25 protein-coding genes are annotated in these 21,171 nt (G+C 63.5%); 13 read left to right on the plus strand and 12 right to left on the minus strand.

Going from position 1 to position 21,171, the window contains the following annotated elements; translation table 11 throughout:
• Window positions 1-47: 47 nt before the first annotated feature.
• Complete coding sequence (locus GGD63_RS04380) at window positions 48-581, minus strand: carboxymuconolactone decarboxylase family protein (protein ID WP_246785347.1); 534 nt, start codon at window positions 579-581, stop codon at window positions 48-50.
• A 69-nt stretch (window positions 582-650) separates the two neighbouring features.
• Here GGD63_RS04380 and GGD63_RS04385 point away from each other — a divergent pair, with 69 nt between their 5' ends.
• Window positions 651-1,013 carry an MmcQ/YjbR family DNA-binding protein gene (locus tag GGD63_RS04385; RefSeq protein WP_183239637.1) on the plus strand — a complete coding sequence of 121 codons (363 nt, stop codon included), beginning with the start codon at window positions 651-653 and terminating at the stop codon, window positions 1,011-1,013.
• Window positions 1,014-1,058: 45 nt separating this feature from the next.
• Here the strand turns inward: GGD63_RS04385 and GGD63_RS04390 are convergent, their stop codons facing one another.
• Both GGD63_RS04390 and GGD63_RS04395 read right to left on the minus strand, forming a co-directional pair.
• Window positions 1,059-1,802 (minus strand): fumarylacetoacetate hydrolase family protein, encoded by a 744-nt coding sequence (locus GGD63_RS04390; protein ID WP_312013035.1) that lies wholly within the window; start codon window positions 1,800-1,802, stop codon window positions 1,059-1,061.
• On the minus strand, window positions 1,786-3,213 hold the full coding sequence (locus tag GGD63_RS04395) for an amidase (RefSeq protein ID WP_183239638.1): 1,428 nt from the start codon (window positions 3,211-3,213) through the stop codon (window positions 1,786-1,788). Before GGD63_RS04395 ends, GGD63_RS04390 begins: the two co-directional genes overlap by 17 nt.
• A 108-nt stretch (window positions 3,214-3,321) precedes the next feature.
• On the opposite strand from GGD63_RS04395, the gene GGD63_RS04400 reads away from it, so the two are divergent.
• The 7 genes from GGD63_RS04400 (at window position 3,322) to GGD63_RS04430 (ending at window position 8,469) form a co-directional block, all read left to right on the plus strand.
• A complete protein-coding gene (locus GGD63_RS04400) occupies window positions 3,322-4,080 on the plus strand; it encodes a GntR family transcriptional regulator (RefSeq protein ID WP_183239639.1) in 759 nt (252 codons plus the stop codon).
• Window positions 4,080-4,874: a transporter substrate-binding domain-containing protein gene (locus tag GGD63_RS04405; RefSeq protein WP_183239640.1), complete on the plus strand. Its 795-nt coding sequence runs from the start codon at window positions 4,080-4,082 to the stop codon at window positions 4,872-4,874. The genes GGD63_RS04400 and GGD63_RS04405 overlap by 1 nt, the downstream gene beginning before the upstream one ends.
• Window positions 4,875-4,924: 50 nt before the next feature.
• Window positions 4,925-5,542, plus strand: coding sequence for an amino acid ABC transporter permease (locus tag GGD63_RS04410; protein ID WP_246785358.1), 618 nt, complete (start codon window positions 4,925-4,927; stop codon window positions 5,540-5,542).
• Window positions 5,543-5,546: 4 nt separating this feature from the next.
• Window positions 5,547-6,200 (plus strand): amino acid ABC transporter permease, encoded by a 654-nt coding sequence (locus GGD63_RS04415; RefSeq protein ID WP_183239642.1) that lies wholly within the window; start codon window positions 5,547-5,549, stop codon window positions 6,198-6,200.
• Window positions 6,184-6,921, plus strand: coding sequence for an amino acid ABC transporter ATP-binding protein (locus GGD63_RS04420; protein WP_210315608.1), 738 nt, complete (start codon window positions 6,184-6,186; stop codon window positions 6,919-6,921). Before GGD63_RS04415 ends, GGD63_RS04420 begins: the two co-directional genes overlap by 17 nt.
• Before the next feature lie 216 nt (window positions 6,922-7,137).
• The gene (locus tag GGD63_RS04425) at window positions 7,138-8,010 is read left to right on the plus strand and encodes a bifunctional helix-turn-helix transcriptional regulator/GNAT family N-acetyltransferase (protein WP_183239643.1); all 873 of its coding nucleotides are present in this window, start codon (window positions 7,138-7,140) and stop codon (window positions 8,008-8,010) included.
• Between the two features lie 54 nt (window positions 8,011-8,064).
• Window positions 8,065-8,469, plus strand: a complete 405-nt coding sequence (locus GGD63_RS04430; protein WP_183239644.1) for an ester cyclase — start codon at window positions 8,065-8,067, stop codon at window positions 8,467-8,469.
• 68 nt (window positions 8,470-8,537) lie between these two features.
• Here GGD63_RS04430 and GGD63_RS04435 read toward each other — a convergent pair whose 3' ends face one another.
• Window positions 8,538-9,758 (minus strand): MFS transporter, encoded by a 1,221-nt coding sequence (locus GGD63_RS04435; RefSeq protein ID WP_183239645.1) that lies wholly within the window; start codon window positions 9,756-9,758, stop codon window positions 8,538-8,540.
• 488 nt (window positions 9,759-10,246) lie between these two features.
• On the opposite strand from GGD63_RS04435, the gene GGD63_RS04440 reads away from it, so the two are divergent.
• Together GGD63_RS04440 and GGD63_RS40910 are read left to right on the plus strand one after the other, a co-directional pair.
• On the plus strand, window positions 10,247-10,918 hold the full coding sequence (locus GGD63_RS04440) for a transposase (RefSeq protein ID WP_183239646.1): 672 nt from the start codon (window positions 10,247-10,249) through the stop codon (window positions 10,916-10,918).
• Window positions 10,919-11,090: 172 nt separating this feature from the next.
• On the plus strand, window positions 11,091-11,522 hold the full coding sequence (locus GGD63_RS40910) for an Imm1 family immunity protein (protein ID WP_409334040.1): 432 nt from the start codon (window positions 11,091-11,093) through the stop codon (window positions 11,520-11,522).
• Window positions 11,523-11,625: 103 nt separating this feature from the next.
• Here GGD63_RS40910 and GGD63_RS04450 read toward each other — a convergent pair whose 3' ends face one another.
• Window positions 11,626-14,925, minus strand: coding sequence for a DEAD/DEAH box helicase (locus GGD63_RS04450; protein WP_183239648.1), 3,300 nt, complete (start codon window positions 14,923-14,925; stop codon window positions 11,626-11,628).
• Window positions 14,926-15,135: 210 nt separating this feature from the next.
• Here GGD63_RS04450 and GGD63_RS04455 point away from each other — a divergent pair, with 210 nt between their 5' ends.
• Window positions 15,136-15,594 carry a cupin domain-containing protein gene (locus tag GGD63_RS04455; protein WP_183239649.1) on the plus strand — a complete coding sequence of 153 codons (459 nt, stop codon included), beginning with the start codon at window positions 15,136-15,138 and terminating at the stop codon, window positions 15,592-15,594.
• Between the two features lie 142 nt (window positions 15,595-15,736).
• On the opposite strand, the gene GGD63_RS04460 is transcribed toward GGD63_RS04455, so the two are convergent.
• From GGD63_RS04460 to GGD63_RS39945, 3 genes are all read right to left on the minus strand, one after another.
• Window positions 15,737-16,396 (minus strand): isoprenylcysteine carboxylmethyltransferase family protein, encoded by a 660-nt coding sequence (locus tag GGD63_RS04460; protein WP_183239650.1) that lies wholly within the window; start codon window positions 16,394-16,396, stop codon window positions 15,737-15,739.
• 70 nt (window positions 16,397-16,466) lie between these two features.
• Complete coding sequence (locus GGD63_RS04465; RefSeq protein ID WP_183239651.1) at window positions 16,467-16,862, minus strand: MAPEG family protein; 396 nt, start codon at window positions 16,860-16,862, stop codon at window positions 16,467-16,469.
• 63 nt (window positions 16,863-16,925) lie between these two features.
• A complete protein-coding gene (locus tag GGD63_RS39945; protein WP_210315609.1) occupies window positions 16,926-17,132 on the minus strand; it encodes a hypothetical protein in 207 nt (68 codons plus the stop codon).
• Between the two features lie 122 nt (window positions 17,133-17,254).
• On the opposite strand from GGD63_RS39945, the gene GGD63_RS04475 reads away from it, so the two are divergent.
• Window positions 17,255-17,656, plus strand: coding sequence for a hypothetical protein (locus tag GGD63_RS04475; RefSeq protein WP_183239652.1), 402 nt, complete (start codon window positions 17,255-17,257; stop codon window positions 17,654-17,656).
• 150 nt (window positions 17,657-17,806) lie between these two features.
• Here the strand turns inward: GGD63_RS04475 and GGD63_RS04480 are convergent, their stop codons facing one another.
• Window positions 17,807-18,394 carry a DUF308 domain-containing protein gene (locus tag GGD63_RS04480; protein WP_183239653.1) on the minus strand — a complete coding sequence of 196 codons (588 nt, stop codon included), beginning with the start codon at window positions 18,392-18,394 and terminating at the stop codon, window positions 17,807-17,809.
• A gap of 104 nt (window positions 18,395-18,498) precedes the next feature.
• On the minus strand, window positions 18,499-19,083 hold the full coding sequence (locus GGD63_RS04485; RefSeq protein WP_183239654.1) for a TetR/AcrR family transcriptional regulator: 585 nt from the start codon (window positions 19,081-19,083) through the stop codon (window positions 18,499-18,501).
• Window positions 19,084-19,162: 79 nt separating this feature from the next.
• Here GGD63_RS04485 and GGD63_RS04490 point away from each other — a divergent pair, with 79 nt between their 5' ends.
• Window positions 19,163-19,663: a peptide deformylase gene (locus tag GGD63_RS04490; protein ID WP_183239655.1), complete on the plus strand. Its 501-nt coding sequence runs from the start codon at window positions 19,163-19,165 to the stop codon at window positions 19,661-19,663.
• Window positions 19,664-19,778: 115 nt separating this feature from the next.
• Here GGD63_RS04490 and GGD63_RS04495 read toward each other — a convergent pair whose 3' ends face one another.
• Complete coding sequence (locus GGD63_RS04495) at window positions 19,779-20,150, minus strand: helix-turn-helix transcriptional regulator (protein WP_183239656.1); 372 nt, start codon at window positions 20,148-20,150, stop codon at window positions 19,779-19,781.
• On the minus strand, window positions 20,150-20,812 hold the full coding sequence (locus GGD63_RS04500) for an SRPBCC family protein (RefSeq protein WP_183239657.1): 663 nt from the start codon (window positions 20,810-20,812) through the stop codon (window positions 20,150-20,152). Before GGD63_RS04500 ends, GGD63_RS04495 begins: the two co-directional genes overlap by 1 nt.
• Window positions 20,813-21,171: the final 359 nt, after the last annotated feature.

Genomic DNA, 21,171 nt, shown 5'->3' on the forward strand with positions numbered 1-21,171 from the left:
CCCTGATCCGGACCGCTCAGGCCGCCGGCCGTTACTCGGCGGCTTCGCTATGGGGCACGCCCAGCTCGACCTCGAGCTGCAGGATATCGTTGAAGCGGTTGAAGGCGCCGCACAGCGATGCGCCAGGTCAGTTCGACGATCTGCGCTTCCGAGAAATGCGCGCGGAGGCGGGCAAAGATCTCGTCGCGCGTCTTGTTCCAGTTGTTGGTGACGGCGATGGAATATTCGACCACGAGCTTGTCGAGCTCATCGAGCTCGGGATGATCCTTGTAATCGACGAGGCGCGCAGCGCCCTGCTCCGAGACGCCCTGCACCGCCAGTTTCGGCGCGTGATGGGAGACGCAATAGTCGCATTTGTTGAGCAATGAGACCGTGACCAGCGCGAGCTCGAGATGGCGCTTCGACACATTTGCTTCTTCGGCGAGATCGACCAGCAGCGACCACATGTGCTTGAAGATCGGCAGCCGGTGCGCCATGACACCGGCCTGATTCTCGAATGCGCCGTAGCCCGTCATCTTGTCCCACAGCGGCCGCAAGGCTTCCGGCAGGTCGTCCCTGGTCTTGATCGAAACACGCGACATGGCAATTGATCCCTGGTTGGAACGCGCATGCTGCCACAAAGGCTCGGCCTGCGCCTCGGGAGCGATCGCATGACACCCAGGACATTCGAAGCACGCTGCCTGCTCCTGCCCGCGGTCACCAAGGTGGTGCAGTGGGAAGGCACCTCCGTATTCAAGGTCGGCGGCAAGATGTTCGCGCTCGGCGGCGGCTTTGCCGCTGGCACGGGCGGCTACATGTTCAAGGTCTCGGATATGGCCTATGGGATGCTGATCGAGCACGGCCTAGCGCGACCGGCGCCGTATCTCGCCCGCGCCAAATGGGTGCAGCTCGTCAGCAACAACGCACTGTCCGACGCCGAGCTCACGGCCTATCTGGCGCAGGCCCATGCGCTGATCGTGGCGAAGCTGACGCGCAAGGCCCGCAAGGCGCTGGGGCTCGCCCCGCCGGCATGACCATCCCGCGCTCGCGGCAATGCTGAACCTTCATTCTTCCCTGTCTCAGAAGTCGACGGCAACCTCGCCGAAACCCGCAAGGCGCGCGCGGGCGCTGGTCCCCGCTTCCGCGAAGACCATGCCGGTGCACGAACCGGTTGTGACGATCTGGCCCGGCAAGAGAGGCACGCCTCTGTCCGCACAATGGCGAACGAGCCAGCGCAGCAGACGCAAGATGTCGCCTGCGGGATTGCCTCCAATGGTTCGACGGCTGATGTCTTCGCCGATGGAGAGATGCGCCTCGACGCTCCTGAGATCGACGGAAGCAGGGCTGACTGTCGAGGCTGCTCCGATCAGCAACGCGCCGTGGCTCTGCAAGTCCGCAAGCTGGGCCAAAGCAGCGCTGTTCGTCCAATCATCGAGGCGCGTCTCGACCACCTCGATGGCGGGATACACGGCGTCGAAGGCGCGCGCCAGTTCGCGATCGGGCAATGCGGCATCGTCAGCCGTCAGCGCACGCCCAACCCGGAGCGCGACTTCCACTTCGACACCCCGCAGGCGGAATTCCGGACCGAGCCGCGCGCCGGAGGCAAGCAGGCCGGACGCGGGCAGCGGCGCGCAGACGGGCTCGGCCTCCGGGCCCGACGCGCCGACCTTCCAGCCGCCGAGCGGACCGATCCGGGCGAGCGTGGCATCCTGGATGGCGTAGGCGCCGGCACGATCCGACGGGAGAATGTCGCGCCAGTCGACCGCCCGCCCGCTGCCTCTCGCTGCGGCCAACAGATCCGCCGCTTCACTCGCTTTGCTCACGATGTCCTCCGTGGTGGGGCCCGGCCTCGGCGACGGGCGCTTCAACCGGAAAGTTCTGCTCGTATTCCCGACCCAATGCCAGCACGGCAGCATCGGCCCCCTTCGGGCCGAACAACTGGAAGCCGGTCGGCAGCTTCGACACCCATCCGCAAGGCAGCGCAAGCGCCGGCAAGCCGGCGGCATTGGCGATGGCGGTAAAGACGGCATGCCCTCGCGGCCCGACCGCCTGTCCGGCGATCTTTTCGGGGTAGGGTCGATCGGCGGGCCAGGGCAAAGCCGCGGTGGCGGGTGTAAGGATCGCGTCGTAGGAAGAGAAGAGCGTATCCAGCCGCCGTTCGAGCCGCTCGATCGCGCTGACGAGATTGAACAGCACGGTCGCTCCGGCCGAACGGCCCTCTTGCAGAGCGGCGCGGGCCGCCTCGCCGCACATCATCGGGTCTGGTTGCGACCCGCGACGAAGGCCGAGTTCGGGCCAGCGCGTGCCGTCTTCAAACAGCCACGCAAGGCCAATCGCGGAGAGCTGCGGCCACAAGCTGTTGATCTCGTCCGGGAGGTCGAACGATGCCCGAGTCTCGACGATATGTCCCATCGCCTCGAAGCGTTGCGCCGCACGCGCGACGGCTACGGCGATGCCGGGATCGACGGGCGCGTCCGAAAAGCTAGGCAAGTACAGGATCCTGACCCTGTTCGAAGCGGCGGCGAGCTGCTGGCCGGCCAGTATCTCCGTGAAGCCGGCAACATCCGCGACGTTTCGCCCAATTCCGCCCACCACCTCGTGACTCAGAAATATCTCGGGCAGACCGCCGCGCCGCTTCACGAGCCCGGCGGACGGCTTGAAGCCGACGAGGGCACAATGCGAGGCCGGCCGGCGTATTGAACCGCCTCCGTCGGTCGCCAGCGCCAGCGGCCCGCAGAACGCAGCAACAGCGGCGGCCGCGCCGCCCGATGAACCGCCCGGCGTCAGCGACACATCGAAGGGATTATAGGTCGTGCCTTTCAGGGCGTTTGTAGTATAGCCCTGCATCGCGAACTCCGGCAGGCTGGTCTTTGCGAAAAGCACAGCGCCCGCCGCTCGTATCCTCGCCACCGGCGCCTCGTCTTGCGTCGCGACGAAGCCGCGCATCAGCGCGCTGCCCCATGTGGTGGGCATGCCGGCCACATGCAGGTTGTCCTTCACCGAGACCGGGACCCCGTCGAGTGCGCCAAGCGGCCTTGCCTCCGCCCATCGCCTGCGGCTCGCCTCGGCCGCCTGCAGCGCGTCGGCGTCACTGAAGTGCAAGAAGGCATTGAGTGATCGATCGCAAGTTCGTGCGCGATCCAGGCAGTCTTCAATGACATCGACCGGCGTGAAGGCCCGCTCCGCGTAGCCCTTAACCAGTTGCGCAACGTCGAGATGCCGGAAATGAGTCATGCGGGACTATCGTTCCAGGAGCCGTTCGAGCCGATAGCATGTCCGGCTAATCTTGTATACAAGTATGGTGCATCCGTGCCAGGATATGGCTTCAATTCGAGACAAGCGATGACCTCAGCCCTGCAGATCAGCGATCGCCTGCTGGACGCCATCCTCGCGAAGAAGCTCGAGCCGGGAAGTCGTCTCGGCGAGCTGCAACTGGCCGCGCTGTTCGGCTGCAGCCGCACCATCGTACGCGAAGCGCTGGTGCGGCTCGAAACCCGAGGCCTCGTTTCGGTCAGCCCCCGCCGCGGATGGTACCTGCTGGAGCCGACGGAAAGACAGGCCCGGGAAGCGTTCGAGGCGCGACTCGTGATCGAGACCGGACTGCTGCGCGGCGCCCGCCCGCTCGGTGCTGCCGAGCTGCGCCTGCTGAAGGACCATTTGCGGCGTCAATCGAAGGCAATCAAGGGCTCAGACGTCGGACTGCGAAGCTTCATCCTCGGCGATTTCCATGTTTGTCTAGCCCGCTGCGTCGGAAACGTGCTGCTTGCCCAGACTCTGCGCGACCTCACCGTTCGCACCGCGCTGATCGCCACGCATCACCAGACGCAAGGCGAGGCCCAGCGATCCTTCGACGAACATGTCGGAATCGTTGCGGCCCTGGAGGCGCAGGACATGCCGCTCGCGGAACGGCGCATGGGCCTCCATTTGCGCACGTGGAAGGAAAAGCTTCGCCTCACCTCCGGCAGCGATACGCTGGCGACATTGCGGCAAGCCCTGTCCCCGATCGCCAGTGTGGAACAAGACTTGCATACAAGATCGAGCAAGAAAGCCTCCCCCATTCGCCCCGCCAGGCCTCGTCCAGTCAGTCAGGAGAAATCGTGATGCAAGTTTCAAGACGCAGTTTTTCGATCGGATTCGCCGCCGTTCTCTCGGTGTTTGCCGCCGCGGAAGCCACGGGACAGACGGCGCTCGACGGTATCGTCCGCAACAAGGTGGCGCGGATCGCCATTCCGACGGACTTCCCGCCCTATGGCTTCGTGGGCTCCGACATGCAGCCGCAGGGGCTCGATATCGACATGGCGCGACTGATCGCAGGGAAGCTTGGCGCAACGGTGGAGCTGATTCCGGTCACGACCGCCAACCGTATTCCCTATCTTCAGACCAAGAAGGCCGATCTCGTCATCTCGACCCTCGGCAAGAATCCCGATCGCGAGAAGGTCATCGATTTCACCGTCGCCTACTCGCCGTTCTTCATCGGCGTGTTCGCGTCCAAGGCGACGGAGCTGAAAGGCCCCGATGCGCTGGCGGGGAAATCGGTCGCCGTGACGCGCGGCTCGGTGGATGACACGGAGCTGACGAAGGTCGCGCCTGCATCGGTCGAGATCCGCCGGTTCGAGGACAACAACGCTACGATTTCCGCCTTCGTCGCCGGCCAGACGCAAGCCGTCGCCACCAGCGCGCAGGTCGCCGCGGCGATGATCACCAAGAACCCGCAACTCGGCGCTGAATACAAATTCCTGCTCAAGGACAGCCCGAACTTCGTCGGCGTCGGCAAGGGCGAGGACGCGCTACGCGCCAAGCTCAACGAAATCATCCTCGCAGCCAAGGCTGACGGCACCCTCGAGGCGCTCTCCCGGAAATGGCTCGGCAGGTCCACCGGCGACCTTCCGGAGTGATCCGGACCGTGGTCAATCTCGATTTCGGGACCATTCTGGTTGACTGGCGCATGCTCGCCAAGGGCGTCGCATGGACGCTCGGATTGACCGCTGTTTCCGCAACCGGAGGCCTTGCACTGGGCGTTGGATGCGCCTGGGCGCGCATTCACGGACCAGCCTGGTTGAAGGCTGTGACGGGTGCATATGTCGAACTATTCCGCAACACGCCCTTCATCGTGCAGCTCTTCTTCATCTTCTTCGGCCTGCCGGCAGCAGGCTTCCGGTTGTCGCCAGAAGCCGCATCCATCCTTGCGATGGTAATCAATCTCGGCGCTTACGCCACCGAGATCATCCGCGCAGGCATCGAGGCGACGCCGCGCGGCCAGGTCGAGGCCGCGCTGAGTTTGGCGCTGTCACGGATGCAGATCTTCTTTCACGTCGTGCTGCCGCCGGCGCTGCGCAAGATCTGGCCTGCACTTGTCAGCCAGATCATCATCGTCATGCTCGGCTCATCCGTGTGCGGGCAGATCTCCACCGAGGAGCTGAGCTTTGCCGCCAATCTGATCCAGAGCCGCAACTTCCGGGCCTTCGAGGCCTTCATCGTCGCCGCCCTGATCTATCTCGCTTTGTCGATTGGTCTGCGACGATTGCTCAATTGGCTTGGGCCCCGCTTCCTCTTTGGAGATTGAGGGCATGGTTGAGTTCACGCTGTGGGATATTCTGCGCAACCTGCTGCTCGCCGCACGCTGGACTGTGGGCCTGTCGCTGGTTGCCTTCATCGGCGGAGGCCTCGTCGGTTTTGCCCTCTTGATTGCCCGGCTGACGCCTTCGCGGGGCGCCCGCCGTCTCGTCTCCTTCTACGTTCAGCTGTTCCAGGGCACGCCGCTTCTGATCCAGCTCTTCCTCGCCTATTTCGGTCTCGCGCTGTTTGGCATCCAGACTTCGGCCTGGACCGCCGCGGCACTGGCGCTGACCGCCTATACCAGTGCCTTTCTGAGCGAGATCTGGTTCGGCTGCGTCGCCTCCGTTCCGCGCGGTCAATGGGAGGCCGCCCGGAGTCTTGCTCTCACTTTTGGGGAGCAGCTGCGTCACGTCATCCTCCCCCAGGCGCTGAACATCGCGATTCCGCCAACAGTCGGCTTCCTGGTTCAGGTCATCAAGGGCACGGCGCTCGCCTCCGTCATCGGCTTCGTCGAGCTGACCAAGGCCGGAGGCATGATCACCAACGCGACCTTCCGGCCATTCACGGTCTATGCCGCAGTTGCGCTGATCTATTTCGCCCTGTGCTATCCGATCAGCCTTACCGCTCGCGCGCTCGAAAGGACGCTGCATGCCGCCCATCGTTGAGATCGCCGGTCTCTACAAGTCCTTTGGGGAAACACAGGTCCTCAGAGGCGTCGACCTGAACGTGGAGCCGGGAGAGGTGATCGCGATCATCGGCAGGAGCGGCTCGGGTAAATCGACGCTCCTGCGTTGCATCAACGGGCTGGAGCGCTTCGACAGCGGCGCGATCCTGATCAAGAACAAGCAGATCGATCATGACAGCGCGGCTGCGATGCGTGAGCTGCGCCAACAGGTGGGCATGATTTTCCAGAGCTTCAACCTGTTCCCCCATTTGAATGTCGGACGCAACATCATGCTCGCTCCCAAGCTCGTCAAGAAGCGCGCGGCACAGCAAGGCGAAGAGCAGGCACGCGCCCTGCTCGCCCGCGTCGGCCTGGAGGAGAAATTCGACGCGATGCCCGACCGCCTTTCGGGCGGCCAGCAACAGCGCGTCGCTATTGCGCGTGCGCTTGCGATGGAACCAGCCGTGCTATTGTGCGACGAGATCACCAGCGCGCTCGACCCGGAGCTCGTTGGCGAGGTGCTGCGCGTCGTCGAAAGTCTCGCCAGGGACGGCATGACGCTGATGATGGTGACCCATGAGATCGGCTTCGCGCGCAAGATCGCCGACCGCCTCATCTTCATGCATCAGGGCAAGGTTCATGAGATGGGACCGCCCGAGGAGCTCTTTGCCAATCCCAGGACGCCCGAGCTTCGGCAATTCCTGTCATCGCTCCACAGCTGATGCATGAGCGAAAGCAGCCGCCGACTGTCACATAGCTAATGTCTTGATACGCTAGTCGTCCGTCTTGGTCGTGCGCAGCGAGGAATGTCAGCGTTGAGACCGCCAGCGAGCTTGCGACCTATATCGTCGCCAAGGACAATCCGCTCCTGACGCTGGCGAAGTGAGGCCGGCCGCTCCGATTGACCTGCACATGATATCTGACTAAAGTCAGACATCATGCTCGACCCCGTCTCCCGCGTCCGCCGCTTCAACCGCGCCGTCACCTCCGCCGTCGGAGCACTCGATACCTCGTTTCTCGGGCGCGGGCGGCCACTGGGTGCCGCGCGCGTGCTCAACGCGATCGGGCACGGGCGTTCGGACGTGGCGGAGATCCGCGACTATCTCGGGCTTGATTCCGGACTGATGAGCCGACTGCTCCGCAGCCTGGAAGACGACGGCCTGATCGAGACCGCCGCGCATGAGGACGATGCCCGCCGGCGTGTCGCGACGTTGACGCGTGCGGGTCGGCGCGAGTTCGCGGCCTATGAAGCGCTGTCGAACGCGCAGGCCGAGGGCTTCCTTGCACAACATTCGCAGCGCGGGGCCTTGCTGGCGGCGATGGACCTGATCGCCTCCGCATTGACGCGGGAGCGCATCACGCTGGACGAGATGGATCCTCGATCCGAACAGGCGCGCTATTGCCTTGGCGAATATTATGCCGAGCTCGGCCGCCGCTTCAAACAGGGTTTTGACGTTTCGCTGTCGCGCGATCCCGATGCCAAGGACATGCGTCGGCCGCGCGGAAGCTTCATCGTCGCGATGTCGGACACGCTGCCGATCGGCTGCGTCGGACTGAAGGGAACCGATCACGGCTATGCCGAGATCAAGCGGCTCTGGGTCGCCCCCGCCGCGCGCGGACTGCGGCTCGGCCGGCGCCTGATGGACGCGACTGAGGCCGCAGCGCGCGAGCTCGGCATCGCGCTGCTACGGCTCGACACCAACAGCGCGCTGCCCGAAGCCGGCCGGCTCTACCGCAGCACGGGCTGGCGCGAGATCCCGCGCTTCAACGACGACCCCTACCCGGACCTGTTCTTCGAGAAGCGGCTTTGAGCTGAGTCTATTTCCCCTCATCTGCGTTATCATCGAAGCCTCGGGAGCTTCGACGTGACCAGAGACGACCTTGCCGGCATCTACCGCGACTACATCGCCTGCCTGAACCGGCAGGATTGGCCGGCGCTCGGGCAGTTTGTGCATGATGACGTCGTCCGCAACGCGCGGCCGCTTGGACTGTCCGGCTATCGCGCCATGCTGGAGCAGGATTTTCGCGAGATTCCGGATTTGCGGTTCAACATCGAACTGCTGGTCTCCGACCCGCCCAACATCGCCGCCCGGCTGAAATTCGATTGCGCGCCGCGCGGGACATTTCTCGGACTTGCTGTCAACGGCAGGCGCGTGACCTTCTTCGAGAACGTGTTCTATGAGTTTCGCGACGAAAAGATCTGGCAAGTGTGGTCGATGATCGACAAGGACGTGATCGAGGCGCAGCTCAAGGCGCCGTCGCCCGGATGACCGCAGCGACATCCGGGATTCCACCAGCACTGCCCCCGGGTGTCGCTTCGCTCACCCGGGCTACGGGATCATGCCGCCGCCGGCGCCACCTCCCCTTGCGGCTTGGCGAAAGGACGGAAAGTCATCGCCATCAGGAAGGCACCGAGGCCCATCGCCCAGGAGGCGATGTAGAGCCAGGCGTAGCTGGAGAACGCGTCATAGATCAGGCCGCCGGCGAGCGGGCCGGTTGCCATGCCGAGGCTGCCGGCCATCGCGGTACCGCCGATCACCGTGCCCATCATCTTGAGCGGAAAGTTTTCGCGGATCAGCACGGCATAAAGCGGCATGGTGCCGGCATAGATGAAGCCGAACACGGCGCCAACCGCGTAGAAGGTCGCGAGCTGCTGCGCGAAGACGTAGGCCAGCGCGCCGAACGCCTGCAGCAGCAGCCCCGAGACCAGCACGCGCTTGGCACCGAAGCGGTCGCCCATCAGGCCGAAGGCGATGCGCCCGCCGAGGCCGGCAAAACCCTCGATGCTGTAGATCGTCACCGCCGCGACCAGCGGGATGCCGCAGCTCACGGCATAGCTGACGGTATGGACGATCGGGCCGGAATGGGTGGCGCAGCAGAAGAAGTTGGTGGCAAGCAGAATGAAGAATTGCGGCGAGCGCAGCGCTTCGCCCATCGACATCTCGCCCTGCGCAGCCCCCTCGCCCATGGGTGCGGCCGCGGCCTGCGCAAGCGCGGGCGGACGGCGTACCAGAAGCGAGACCGGGATCATGATGGCGGCAACCACGAGCGCGATGATCTGCATCGACGTGCGCCAGTCGTGGCCGGAGACGAGCCAGGCCGCCAGCGGCGACATCGTCATCGGCGCCATGCCCATGCCGGCGGACACCAGCGACACCGCGAGGCTGCGATTGGTGTCGAACCAGCCGGTGACCGTCGCCATCATCGGCGCGAAAATCGCCGCGCAGGACGCGCCGACCAGCAGGCCGAACACGAACTGGAACAGCAGAAGCGAGGTCGCATGGCTCGCGGCGAACAGGCTCAGCGCCAGCACGGTCGATCCGGTCAGCACCACCGGCAGCGGCCCGAACCGGTCCGTCGCCGTGCCCCAGGCCATGCTGGTGAACGCCATCGCCAGAAAGCCGATCGTCATCGCGCTGGAGATGCCGGTCACCGACCAGCCGGTGTCCTTCGCGATCGGCTGCAGGAACACCGGCAACGAAAACATGCCGCCGATGGCGACGCAGCCGAGCAGGCCGCCAGCGGCGACGATCACCCAGCGATAGTGGGAACGAAGCATCTTTTGGTCTCCCGTCAGATTTGTCTGGGTGGAAGACGAATGGGAACCAGGCCGGCCGACACCGCCACGTCGTTTTTGCCGCACGTATTTGTGAGCCGCCAGCACAAAGTGCGAAAACAACCCCATGCACAGTAGCCGGCTATAGCGGGATCAATGACTTACGAGGCCGGTGGCTCGCGATGCCGGAAAACGGTTGCTCCGTCGGGCAAAACACTGGCACTATGCCATCATCCCGCCCATGCGAGAGGATCACGCGCCGAAGCCCATGCCGGCCTGCGCCCGCCGCAACGCCGCGCTCGGTCAAGCCTCGAACAGCGCCTTCACGTCATCCTCGGTGAGCGCCGAGGCGATCTGCCCATCGCGCTCGAACAGGCTGTCGGCCAGAGCCCGCTTTCGGGCCTTCAGCTCGTCCATCTTTTCCTCGATCGTGGAATTACGGTGACAGTGCACTAAATTGACGCCACCCGCCTTTGAGGCCATGATGCCGCATGGCTCGTCTTGCCCGTGTCGTCATCCCCGGCCATCCCCACCATGTCACCCAGCGCGGCAACGGCCGGGCGCGCACGTTCTTCGAAGACGGCGACTATGCGCTGTATCGCGACCTGCTCGCTGCGAACTGCAAAGCCGCCGGCGTCGAGGTGTGGGCCTGGTGCCTGATGCCCAACCACGTGCACCTCATCCTGGTGCCGTCCGATCCCGACGGGCTGCGCCGCGCGCTCGCGCGCGTGCACCGCAGCTATGCCGGGGTCATCCAGGCGCGGCGCAAGCGCACCGGTCATTTCTGGCAAGGCCGTTTCGGTGCCGTCGTCATGGACGAGCATCATCTGGCGGCGGCGCTGCGCTACGTGTCGCTCAATCCGGTTCGGGCGCGCCTGGTGCCGCGCGCGCAGGATTGGCGCTGGTCGAGCACGCGCGCGCATTTGCGGGGCAAGGACGACGGCCTGACCGCACTGGCGCCGATCCACGATCGTTTTCCCGAGTTCGCCGATCTGCTGGCAACCGAACCGGAAGCCGATCTGTTCGGCGCACTGCGCTCCGCGGAGAGCATCGGCCGCCCGCTCGGAGACAACCGCTTTCTCGCCCGCATCGAACGCCAGACGGGGCGCATTCTCAAGCCAGCCAAGCGCGGGCCGAAGCCCGCCGTGGAGGAAGACGGATGAGCTATTTAGTGCACTGTCACCGTAATTCAAGCGCTACCTTATTTATTGATAATATCAATGGTTTGTGCGGTTATTGTCTGAATTCGGGCATCTCATCAATGATGCGAGCGTCGGGCATAAACTCCCTAACGACCGTCTCTCCTAAGGGGATTACGAATTTCGGACGATGACAATGGAACACAACAAACCGGCCATTGGACCCATACGTGAGATCTCGTGGGAGCCCCTTGCTGAGACATCTGGATCAATTTCCAATCCCAGCTGGAGAGACGTGGAGGATAAGATCCGTCGATTGGAAACAGTGCAGTCAGGTTCGGTTTTTCTCAGTGCGAGAAACGGAAGTGTACTTTCCATAGGGGGAGAGCGAGATAAGGGGTATCTCGTCTTCATCTCAAACACGGAAGAATCCAAATATCTTCAAGCACCCCCATCAAGACGGAAAGGTGCGCAGAACCTGGTGATTGGTTTTCAACCAGGCGAGTATCCATGTCGAATCATAGTCGATCTAGATGTTGCTCTCAAAGTTGCACGTATGTACTTCGATACTGGTCGCGTCGCGGATAACGGAGATTGGACGTCCGACTGCAACAGTATAGAAGAATAGCCGCCTGGGAACGCGGTGATAGTGGCAGCTCCCCGTTTTTTGTACACACAGCGGAAGCACTTAGTCGTCCGTGACGAGCATTAACCATCGCAACGCCGCGCGGTCAAGCCTCGAACAGGGCCTTCACGTCGTCCTCGGTGAGCGCCGAGGCGATCCGCCCGTCGCGTTCGAACAGGCTGTCGGCCAGAGCCCGCTTTCGGGCCTTCAGCTCGTCCATCTTTTCCTCGATCGTGCCCGCGGCGACCAGTCTGTAAACGAACACGGCCTTGTCTTGCCCGATCCGGTAGGCACGATCGATGGCCTGCTCCTCGACGGCGGGATTCCACCAGGGATCGAAGATGATCACGGTGTCGGCAGCGGTGAGATTGAGGCCCACCCCACCCGCCTTCAGACTGACCAGGAACAGCTCCGCCGCACCGTTCTGAAAGGCTTCGATTGCCGTCTTGCGGTCCTTGGTGTCGCCGGTGAGAACGCTGTAGCGCAAGCCGTCGGCATCGAAGCGCCGCCGGATCAGATCGAGCATGGAGGTGAACTGGGAAAAGACAATGATCTTCCGACCCTCGCTCAAAAGCTCCGATACCATCTCGATCAGGCACTCGAGCTTGGCCGACGGCCGCTCCACGCCGTCCCCCAACTTCAGCAGCGCCGGATCGCAACAGGCCTGCCGCATGCGCAGCAGGGCCTCCAGCACCACGATGTGGCTCTTGGCGAGGCCACGCTCGGCGATGGCCTGGCGGACCTTGCGCGACATCGACAGCCGTATGGAATCGTAAAGGTCGCGCTGCGGACCTTCCAGCACGATCGTCTCCAATATCTCGCTCTTGGGCGGCAGTTCCGTGGCCACTTCAGCCTTGGTCCGCCGAAGCAGGAAGGGCTTGACCCGCTGCGCCAGCGCTGCGGCACGGACCTTGTCACCGCGTTTCTCGATCGGCGTGCGCCATTGGCGTGAGAATGCCGCCTTGTCCCCGAGATAGCCTGCATTTGCGAAGCTCATGATCGACCAGAGCTCACCGAGATGATTTTCCATCGGCGTGCCCGTCAGACAGAAGCGGTGCGCGGCCTTGATGTCCCGCAAACATCTCGTGGTGGCGGCGTCGGGATTCTTGACGGTCTGCGCTTCATCCAGCACGGCAATGTGCCAATCCCGCGCCAGAAGCACGTCCCGGTCTCTCGCGATCAAAGGATACGTCGTCAGCACGAGATCATGCTCGGCAATGGCTGCGAACCTGTCCTTGCGGTCCGGTCCATGAAGGATGAGTACCTTCAAATCCGGCGCGAATTTCTGGGCTTCGGCCGACCAATTGGTCATCAGGCTCGTCGGCGCGACGACCAGGACAGGGCTGGTGAGCCGTCCCCGCTGCTTTTCGAGCGCGATCAACGCCAGGATCTGGATCGTCTTGCCGAGCCCCATGTCATCGGCGAGGACGCCGCCCAAGCCGCTCTCGCGGAGCAGGTCGAGCCAGGCAAGGCCCTGCGCCTGATACGGCCGGAGCGTCGCGCGAAAGGCCGGCGGAAGCTCGGGCGCGGTCAATCCATGCACCTGGAGCAGGCTGGCGAGACGACGGAGATTATCGGCCCCGCGAAAAACGAAGTTCTCGTTCTCCAGTCCCAGCAGCGGAACGACCTCTGCTTGCGACAGCCTGATCCTGTTCGAACCATCGGCGAGAGTGCCGCTCAAATGCAGGCTATGCAGCGCCAGCACCAACGGAAGAAAACGATCGGCGGCCAGCGCCAACTGGCGGCCGTCGGCGAGCGGCAGATAAAACCGGTCGCCCTTTTCTGCGAGTTGCCTCACCCGGTCTGGCGTGAAGTCTGGCGCCGATACCAGCGCGGCGACGTGCGGGGCCAGGTCGTGCCGCTCGCCATCGATGTCGATGCCGAGCGCCAGCTCGAACCAGTCGATACCGCTCGATTCAATCACGGCATCGAAGTCGCCCGAGGAGTCCGCGAGCCGAAACGGAAAGTCATCGTCGATCAGAATTTCGAAACCTTCCGATCGCAACTGTTCGGCATGCCGGGCGAGAAAGTCGTACCAGCCGCCCTGGTCGCTCAACGTGAGGTCCATGGCGTGACGGTAGTCGAGCGCCGGCATTGCAGCCCGCGCGTCAGCGAGACCAAGTTCTGCCAGACGTTTGCGCGCCTGCCTTTCCTTGCCCTGGCGCCGCGTGATCGCGAACAGCTGGCCCGCCTGAAACAACTCCACCCGGCTCGCCCGCTGGGTCGGATCGATGTCGAACCCGCCGTAGCGGAATCCAAGGCTGGCCACCGCCGCCGGCCCGGGCTGTTCGTTCCGGCCGCGATAATAGTAGTAGCTCGTGTTCACGTGTCCGCGCCGGAGCCGCAAGACCGGAAGAGGATCCTCTTCGATTTGCACCGCGACGGTCGGCGGCGCCGGCAAGAGGCCGTGATGAGACTCCGGCAACTTCTGACCGAGACGGCGCGAAACCTCCTGCACCTGCGCTCGGGGAATTGCGGGAGCCGACAGCAGCTGGAAGGCGAGTCGTGGCGGCAGGCCCAGTTGCACCGGTCCGATCAGCCGGGAGGACTCATCGACGTAGACCGGCGGTTCGGCGTTGAGCGCGACCGCAGCTGTTGCGACGAGACGAGGTGTGAGACCGCGTTTTCCAGCTTGCTGCCACTCGATGCGGCCTTCGCGCGCGTCTCCCCACTTCAGCGGCGCGCTCTTGTGGTCGAGCCAGAACGCCCGACCGGTCGCCACGATCCGCTTCAGCAACTCCTCCGAATAGGGTCCCTGCTCGTAATAGCTGCGGACGCCGGCCGCCACTTGCGTCATGATATCGACGTCAACGTCGCGGAAGTACTTTGGCGCCCGCTCCGGTTTGAACTCGAACAGGCTGGGGCTGGTATAATTCCCGGCGAAGCCGCCGCCCTTGAGCACGCGAACCGACCGCAAGGACAGGGCCAGCCGCGGCATCGCGCCCTCCGACGGCTGGAGGCAGTACAGCAGGCACTGGCTCTCATCCGCACCGTCGCCGCTGCCCCGCGCCGCCCGGCCGACGCTGTCGATCCAACTGGTGAGCTCGGAAGAGAGGACCGGAGGTGCCGAAGGGCCGCTGGGGGCGGCTTGCGTGTGCGTTGCCGAGGCCTCCTTCCCGCTCAGCGCCTCGAGCAGGGTTGCGGCGACATGCTTGCAATTGTGATCCATCGGACAACTGCAATCGCCAGCGAGCTCGGTGAGCGCTTCGCCCCTGAACACCAATGCGATATCGACTTGATATCTGTTGGATCCGCTGCCGCGCACCTCCGCGCTGACGCGCTTCAGGTCGTCGCTGACCTTCACGTTCGAGACGCGGCCCTGGGCCTGATAGGCGACCGCCTTTTCCATCGCCGACCGGCTGAAGTAATTGTAGATCGATTTGCGCTTGAGAACGTCCGTGAGCACTTGCAGCGATTCCAGATCCGGCTGTGAGCCTTCAGCATAGCCGCTCGGGCTGGGTCGTTGTAGCCGCGACGTCCCTGTTCCCCACAGTCGCCGCTCCTGCGATCTCAATAACTTGCCGGCTACGGCTCGACGGCTTTAGGCCTTGCCAGGGCCTGACGCCATCTGAGGGAGATTTGACGCCTCGCGCAAAATGCCTGCACAATGTCATCCATGCCCAAGATCGATCTCGCCGCCGTCCCGGCCCGCAAGGGCTCCGGCTATCCCGCGGCCTTTGCCGCCCCGTGCGCCGAACGCATCCGGCAGCGGCTCGGCAATGCCGGCGGCCTCTCCGATTTCGGCGTCAATCTGATGCGCCTGCCGCCGGGCAGCTGGTCGAGCCAGCGGCATTGGCATTCGCATGAGGACGAGTTCGTCCATGTGCTCGAGGGCGAAGTGGTGCTGATCGAGGACCAGGGCGAAACCGTGCTGCGCGCGGGCGATTGTGCCGCCTTCCCGAAGGGCAGCGGCAACGGCCACCACATGATCAACCGCGCCGATGTGACGGCAGTCTATCTCGAAGTCGGCTCACGCTCGCCCGACGATCTCACGACATGCTCGGATATCGACAGGATGAGCGCGAATTCCGACGGCCGGTTCGTGTACAGGGACGGCACGCCCTATCCCGGTTAGAGCGTGTACCTGTAAATCCGCGGCGTCATGTGACGGGTGACTACGTCCGCCTTGCTCCTCTGGCGACCGAGTTCGTGCGGCAGCGCCATATGTCGCCGGCCCGGTTTGGCGAGGAGCATGCTTTCCCGGGTGAGTTCGGCTCTCACCAAATGCCCGGGACGAGCCGCCATCGGACCCGCGCGGCGTAATCCGAATAGCCCGCAAGCTCTGCCTGAAGAATTCGATCCTCCGTGACAGTGCGGTAGAGCAGAAACGGCAGGCTGAAGATCACAACGAGCGCGGCCGCGAGCCAAGATCCGAGTGCGGGTCCGCTTGCCGCTATAATCAGTATCCCGGCGGTGTATCCAGGATGGCGGACGATGGCGTACGGTCCCGTGGTGACGACGTACTGGCCGCGTTCGGACTGGATGCGAATGACCGAGGAGAAGAACCGGTTCACGCGCATAGCCCATAGTGCCAGGGCGTAACCGAACCCGACCGTGAACAGACAAATGCCTTGCAGCCAGCCGGGCACGCCGTCGCTCCAATGGAAACGGCCACGGTCGAGCCCGGCAACGATCCAATGCAGAAACAGAACCAGCGAGAAGACTTTCAGCGCAAGCGGCGGCTTCATGCCGCCCGGCCGCATACGTTCGCGCAAGAGGTCCGGATCGAGCATCGCGAACGAAACGATCATGACAATAGCGAGGATTGCGAGGTACGCCCAAAAGCCCGGGATGGCGACCGTTCCAGCTGCGACGAACAATGCGGCGGCCGCGGCGACCACGAACAAGCCTGCGTTGAGGTAAGCCGAGACTGGCATCCGCTACTAACCATTTTCAGAGGAAGCGAAGTGGTGCCACGCACGCCCCTAGATCGTGCGGTCGGTCCCGTCAGTTCAGGAATAGCCCGGCAACAATCATCAGGATGCCGGTCGTCGGGATGTTCCACAGGAGCGAACGAGCTAACGGCAGATCCGCCATATACAGCACTGCGTAGAGGATGCGACCCCAAAAGTAAAAGTGGGCTCCCCACACGGTCAGCCAGCCGTGGGTGCTTGCCACGGAGACGGCAAGAATTGCAGCGGCGAAGAATGGAAAGGTCTCAAGATAGTTTCGAAGTGCTCTTTCAGCCCTTCCGGCAATGCCGGTGAGCGGCGCAACGCTGTGTTCCCTTGAGCTGGCAGTCCACCGATAGCCTCGTTGCCAGCTCTGCAGGTGCGACACGATGACGATGTGCACGATGCCGAAGACTACGCTTGCGGCGAGCAGGACGAGTTCGATGCTCATACAGGACAGTATACCCGCATCAGCGCAGATGTCAGTTGTGAGGTCATTCGCGGCGATTGCCCTTTACCCGGGAGCTTCCGGTCTACTGTCGGCTTCTGCCCCGTAAACGTCCAACCGGAGCCTGCCCGGAAGCGCTGCGTCTGGCCAGACCACCTTGTCGAGGAAATCGCCCCACACGATCAGATGCGGCACGCCCTCGAGCTTTGCGGCATCGGCCTTGGCGGGACCGGGCGCGCCCGACGGCTCGATGGCGATATCTCTGGCGTGCATGGGTGAACTGGATTCACAAAATTGTCAGGGATCCCGTGACGTTTGGACCACCCTCAATCTCGAACCTTCCAGGTGCGAGAACAGACACACCATAAGCGTTGGCAGTTCGCCCGGAGGATACCATGGGGCGGCGCGGCATGGCGCGGTCGAAGCTTGGGATTCCATTGATCGGTTCCATCGTAGCGCTGACGATATTGCCGGCGCTGGGACGTGATCTCGACGGACGCTACAAGGCTTCGCCGCTTCACGAGTGGTTCGAGCGACTGGCGAGCCGCAAAGGCCTCTGTTGCTCGTACGCCGACGGTCACGCCGTGGAAGACGTGGACTGGGATGCCAGGGACGGCCACTACAGAGTGCGGCTGCCGCGAGACGTCAATTCCAAGGACATGGTCTGGGTCGACGTGCCGGATGATGCAGTCATCACCGAGCCGAACCGCGCGGGACGCACGATGGTCTGGCCGGTCTACAACGAGTTATATCGAGACATATCGATCCGGTGCTTCATGCCAGGGAGCATGACTTAGGTTGGTGCGCTGAACTGGCTGCTAACGTTCGAGGCGCACCCTGCGGCGCGATGCGCCGCGGCGCGCGCACCTCAGGGTGACGGTGACGAATATGAGCGCGCGCTGCATCAACCTCGTCATCGTACGATGCGAGGCCAGGACGCAACACAATCATCCCAATTGAGCCTGCCTCGCGCGCTGACGCCATTCGCTGACCGTGAGCCAGATCGCCGAGACCAGGAAGTAGAGTGCGCCGACAGCGGCATAGCCTGTGACGGTGGCGATCGAGGGTACCGCGGGCGTCGAGGCCTGAAAGACGAAGAAGCCGCCGGCCAGGGCCGACTGCCCCCCGCTGAGCACCATGGCCCATTGCGCGCCAAAACTCTTCCAGCGACGGATTGCCGTGCCGAGCTGGAGCAATCCGGACAGGATCGCCCATGCCCCGAAGACGGCGAGCACAAGGTTCATGCTCATCTGCAGGGCGATGAGCACCGCGACACCGGTCGCCAGGCTGACCAGGACGTTGAGTGCCTGCGTGCGGTTCTGTTTCAAGCCGCCGCTGCGAAGCGCATCCACGACATTCGCCGCAGCATCCCATGCGGGATAGAGCACGAGCAAGACGCCGGCGACGGCAGATAACGGCCCGACGGCAAACGCGGCAACGACCCAGGCGACGGAGAACGCCGCCCGGATGAAGTAGTATTGCTTCAGCCATCGCTCGCGATCGCCACGAACGAGATCCTGTTGATGATATGCCATTACGCTCTCTCCTTTACCTACTAGTTGGTAGTTTTTACACACAACAAATCACCCTCCCCCGCAGCTCGCCTGCGGGCGTGTCGTTGTCGTCTCGCCGATATCTTTCAGTGCCTGGTGGACAGCCGGTCCAGCAGCGGGCCGGTGATCACGCCGAACATTTTTGGATCGCCATAAGCGCGCGCCGACAGCATTGCACCGTGAATGGTTGCCAAGAAGCCTTCAGCTTCGACCTTGGCTGAGTTGGCGAAGTGAAGCCGCCCCTTCCGCTTGCCGCGCTCCATCACCGACGTCAGCCAGGACGCCAGCGCGCGAAAGTGCGCGCGGACTTCGAGCGCCACCTCCTCCGGCAGGATCGGAAGCTCGCTGGCAAGCAGCGCACAGACGCAGAATGGCGCCGTCGCGTCCGAGATGCACGCCTCCCAGTAGGCAACGTAGCTTTTGAGCTGGTCGCGCGGATCAGGAACATTGCGCTCGAGTGCTGCCAGTCCCGCCTTCGCCTCTTCGCGGTAACGCGACACGAGGGTGCGGACCAGATCGACCTTGCTGGCGAAATGGTGGTGGATGCTCGGCTTGCGGATGCCGACGACGTCGGCGATGTCGGCATAGCTGAAGCCGTTATAGCCGCCAGCGATGATCAGGCTGCGTGCGCAGGCCAGGATGTCGTCGGCGGTCGAGGAAACGTTGCTCATGGAGGTCCAATTACCTTCTAGTAGGTAGACGGTCAAGAATGGGATGCTTCAACCATCCGTGAGTGGTAGGAGCGCTTGCATGACCATTCGCCCGATCGTCCGCTATCCCGACCGCCGGCTCGCAATGCCGGCCCGCCCCGTCACCGCCTTCGACGATTCATTGCGCGAGCTTGCGGCAGATTTGCTCGACACCATGCGCGCCGCGCCCGGCATCGGCATCACGGCGCCGCACATCGGCGTGCCCTTGCGGGTCGTCGTGCTCGAGCTCGACGCCAAGGCGGGCCCGCAGACCTACGTCAATCCCGAGATCACGTGGGCCTCACCCGAAATGATCATGCACAAGGAAGGCAGCGTCTCGATGCCCGGCGTCAACGACGAGGTGCAGCGTCACGCCCGCGTGCGCATCAGCTACCAGGATCTCGACGGCAACCTCCAGAGCGAAGAGTCCGAAGCCTTGCGCGCCGTCTGCCACCAGCACGAGATCGACCAGCTGGACGGGATGTTCTGGGTCCAGCGGCTGTCGCGGCTGAAGCGCGAGCGGCTGGTGAAGAAGTACGAGAAGATGGCGCGGGGTTCGTAGGGTGGACTAGCGACAGCGTAATCCACCAATCTGAGCGCGGCGCAACGAAGGAATGGTGGATTACGCCGGCGGACTGCGCTTCGCGCAGCCTTTTAGCTAATCCACCCTACGCACCTTATCGCACTCTCGCCCTCTTCCCGCCCCGCTTGGTGATCGGCGCGTTGCGAGGCTCCCGTTTGCCGCGCGCGATCTCCGTCGCCAGCGCATCCAGCTTCGGCTCCCAGAAATTCCTGAACCGACCGATCCACGCGTCGACCGCACGAAGCCCCGCAACATCGACTGAATAGAGGCGCCTTTGCGCCTCCGCCCGAACCGTTGCAAAGCCGCTCTCACGCAGCACCTTGAGGTGCTGCGACACGGCCGCCTGCGTGATCCCGAACTCGGCCCCGATCACCTCGACGACCTCACCGGACGCCATCTCCCCGGGCGCAAGCAGCTCGAGGATGCGACGGCGCACGGGATCGGCGAGGACCTCGAAGATTTGCATCAGCTTCCCGTGCCCGGATGTGCGATATCAGGCGGCATCTCGCCGCGATAGAATGCAATGGTGCGGTCCGAGCGTTGTTTCGCCGTGTCAGGATCGACCCCGCTTGCGACATGCGCCGCGCGCCAATATTCGCCGCTTGTCGTCATGAAGTCCTTGCCCTCAGGCGAGCGCATCCATTGTTCGGCCGTCTCATGATCGACCGATGCTCCGGTCGCAAGATATCGCTCAAGTCCCGCAAGAGCGAGGTCCCAACCGACCCCAACCGCGCCTGGACCGAACCGATTCCAATGATCCTCGATCATCGCGGTGTGCTCAAGCGTCAAGCGCGCCTGATTTCGCTCCGATGTCAGCCTGACATCGATCCAGCTCGTCGCGCCGCCGAACTCCCATGTCGCGGCAAAACGGGTCGGCGGCGTGCACGCCGTGATGGTGCCGCCCGCATTGCCCTTGACCTGGTACCTTCCCCCGAGTTGGAGCTCTCCCTCGACCGGCGCAAACCAGCGCGGAATGCGCTCCCTGCTGGTCACAGCGTCCCAGAGATCGTCGATGCTGGTGTCGTAGAGCCGCGTCAGCGTCACGGCACTCGCGGGCTTGCCGTCCTTCTCGAAGTTGCGCACCGAACGCGTGACAAGCCCCAACACCCTGGCGACGTCGATCTGCATTGCGCTTCTCCCTCTCGTTTGCACGGGAGATTAATATCAGGCTGCACTAATATAAACAAATACTTATATTAAGATGACGGTCATTGGCAGCGGCGTATCCGTTTCCACGGACAGGCCGCCGCTCGAACGCGTTATTTCAGCGGCAGAAACAGGAAACCGTCGGGTGGGCAAAGCTTCCGCCTTCGCTCGAAGAGCGAAGGCAGATGCGTGCCCACCATGTGATCGGTGATCCTGGAAGAGATGGTGGGCACGGCGCAAATGCGCCTTTGCCCACCCTTGTTTTAGCGCACTGGATTAGAATGGCCTCGTTCCGTGAGGAATGGCCCAGCCCGGGTGGCCGCCCGAGCTGGGCTGCCGAT

The organism is Bradyrhizobium sp. cir1, assembly GCF_014198245.1.
Lineage (GTDB): Bacteria > Pseudomonadota > Alphaproteobacteria > Rhizobiales > Xanthobacteraceae > Bradyrhizobium.

Bases quoted from the DNA above. Each gene is read 5' to 3' on its own strand.
- GGD63_RS04380 (WP_246785347.1), bottom strand. From the start codon at position 581: ATGTCGCGTGTTTCGATCAAGACCAGGGACGACCTGCCGGAAGCCTTG.
- GGD63_RS04385 (WP_183239637.1), top strand. From the start codon at position 651: ATGACACCCAGGACATTCGAAGCACGCTGCCTGCTCCTGCCCGCGGTC.
- GGD63_RS04395 (WP_183239638.1), bottom strand. From the start codon at position 3,213: ATGACTCATTTCCGGCATCTCGACGTTGCGCAACTGGTTAAGGGCTAC.
- GGD63_RS04400 (WP_183239639.1), top strand. From the start codon at position 3,322: ATGACCTCAGCCCTGCAGATCAGCGATCGCCTGCTGGACGCCATCCTC.
- GGD63_RS04405 (WP_183239640.1), top strand. From the start codon at position 4,080: ATGCAAGTTTCAAGACGCAGTTTTTCGATCGGATTCGCCGCCGTTCTC.
- GGD63_RS04410 (WP_246785358.1), top strand. From the start codon at position 4,925: ATGCTCGCCAAGGGCGTCGCATGGACGCTCGGATTGACCGCTGTTTCC.
- GGD63_RS04415 (WP_183239642.1), top strand. From the start codon at position 5,547: ATGGTTGAGTTCACGCTGTGGGATATTCTGCGCAACCTGCTGCTCGCC.
- GGD63_RS04420 (WP_210315608.1), top strand. From the start codon at position 6,184: ATGCCGCCCATCGTTGAGATCGCCGGTCTCTACAAGTCCTTTGGGGAA.
- GGD63_RS04425 (WP_183239643.1), top strand. From the start codon at position 7,138: ATGCTCGACCCCGTCTCCCGCGTCCGCCGCTTCAACCGCGCCGTCACC.
- GGD63_RS04435 (WP_183239645.1), bottom strand. From the start codon at position 9,758: ATGCTTCGTTCCCACTATCGCTGGGTGATCGTCGCCGCTGGCGGCCTG.
- GGD63_RS04440 (WP_183239646.1), top strand. From the start codon at position 10,247: ATGGCTCGTCTTGCCCGTGTCGTCATCCCCGGCCATCCCCACCATGTC.
- GGD63_RS40910 (WP_409334040.1), top strand. From the start codon at position 11,091: ATGGAACACAACAAACCGGCCATTGGACCCATACGTGAGATCTCGTGG.
- GGD63_RS04455 (WP_183239649.1), top strand. From the start codon at position 15,136: ATGCCCAAGATCGATCTCGCCGCCGTCCCGGCCCGCAAGGGCTCCGGC.
- GGD63_RS04460 (WP_183239650.1), bottom strand. From the start codon at position 16,396: ATGCCAGTCTCGGCTTACCTCAACGCAGGCTTGTTCGTGGTCGCCGCG.
- GGD63_RS04465 (WP_183239651.1), bottom strand. From the start codon at position 16,862: ATGAGCATCGAACTCGTCCTGCTCGCCGCAAGCGTAGTCTTCGGCATC.
- GGD63_RS39945 (WP_210315609.1), bottom strand. From the start codon at position 17,132: ATGCACGCCAGAGATATCGCCATCGAGCCGTCGGGCGCGCCCGGTCCC.
- GGD63_RS04475 (WP_183239652.1), top strand. From the start codon at position 17,255: ATGGGGCGGCGCGGCATGGCGCGGTCGAAGCTTGGGATTCCATTGATC.
- GGD63_RS04480 (WP_183239653.1), bottom strand. From the start codon at position 18,394: ATGGCATATCATCAACAGGATCTCGTTCGTGGCGATCGCGAGCGATGG.
- GGD63_RS04485 (WP_183239654.1), bottom strand. From the start codon at position 19,083: ATGAGCAACGTTTCCTCGACCGCCGACGACATCCTGGCCTGCGCACGC.
- GGD63_RS04490 (WP_183239655.1), top strand. From the start codon at position 19,163: ATGACCATTCGCCCGATCGTCCGCTATCCCGACCGCCGGCTCGCAATG.
- GGD63_RS04495 (WP_183239656.1), bottom strand. From the start codon at position 20,150: ATGCAAATCTTCGAGGTCCTCGCCGATCCCGTGCGCCGTCGCATCCTC.
- GGD63_RS04500 (WP_183239657.1), bottom strand. From the start codon at position 20,812: ATGCAGATCGACGTCGCCAGGGTGTTGGGGCTTGTCACGCGTTCGGTG.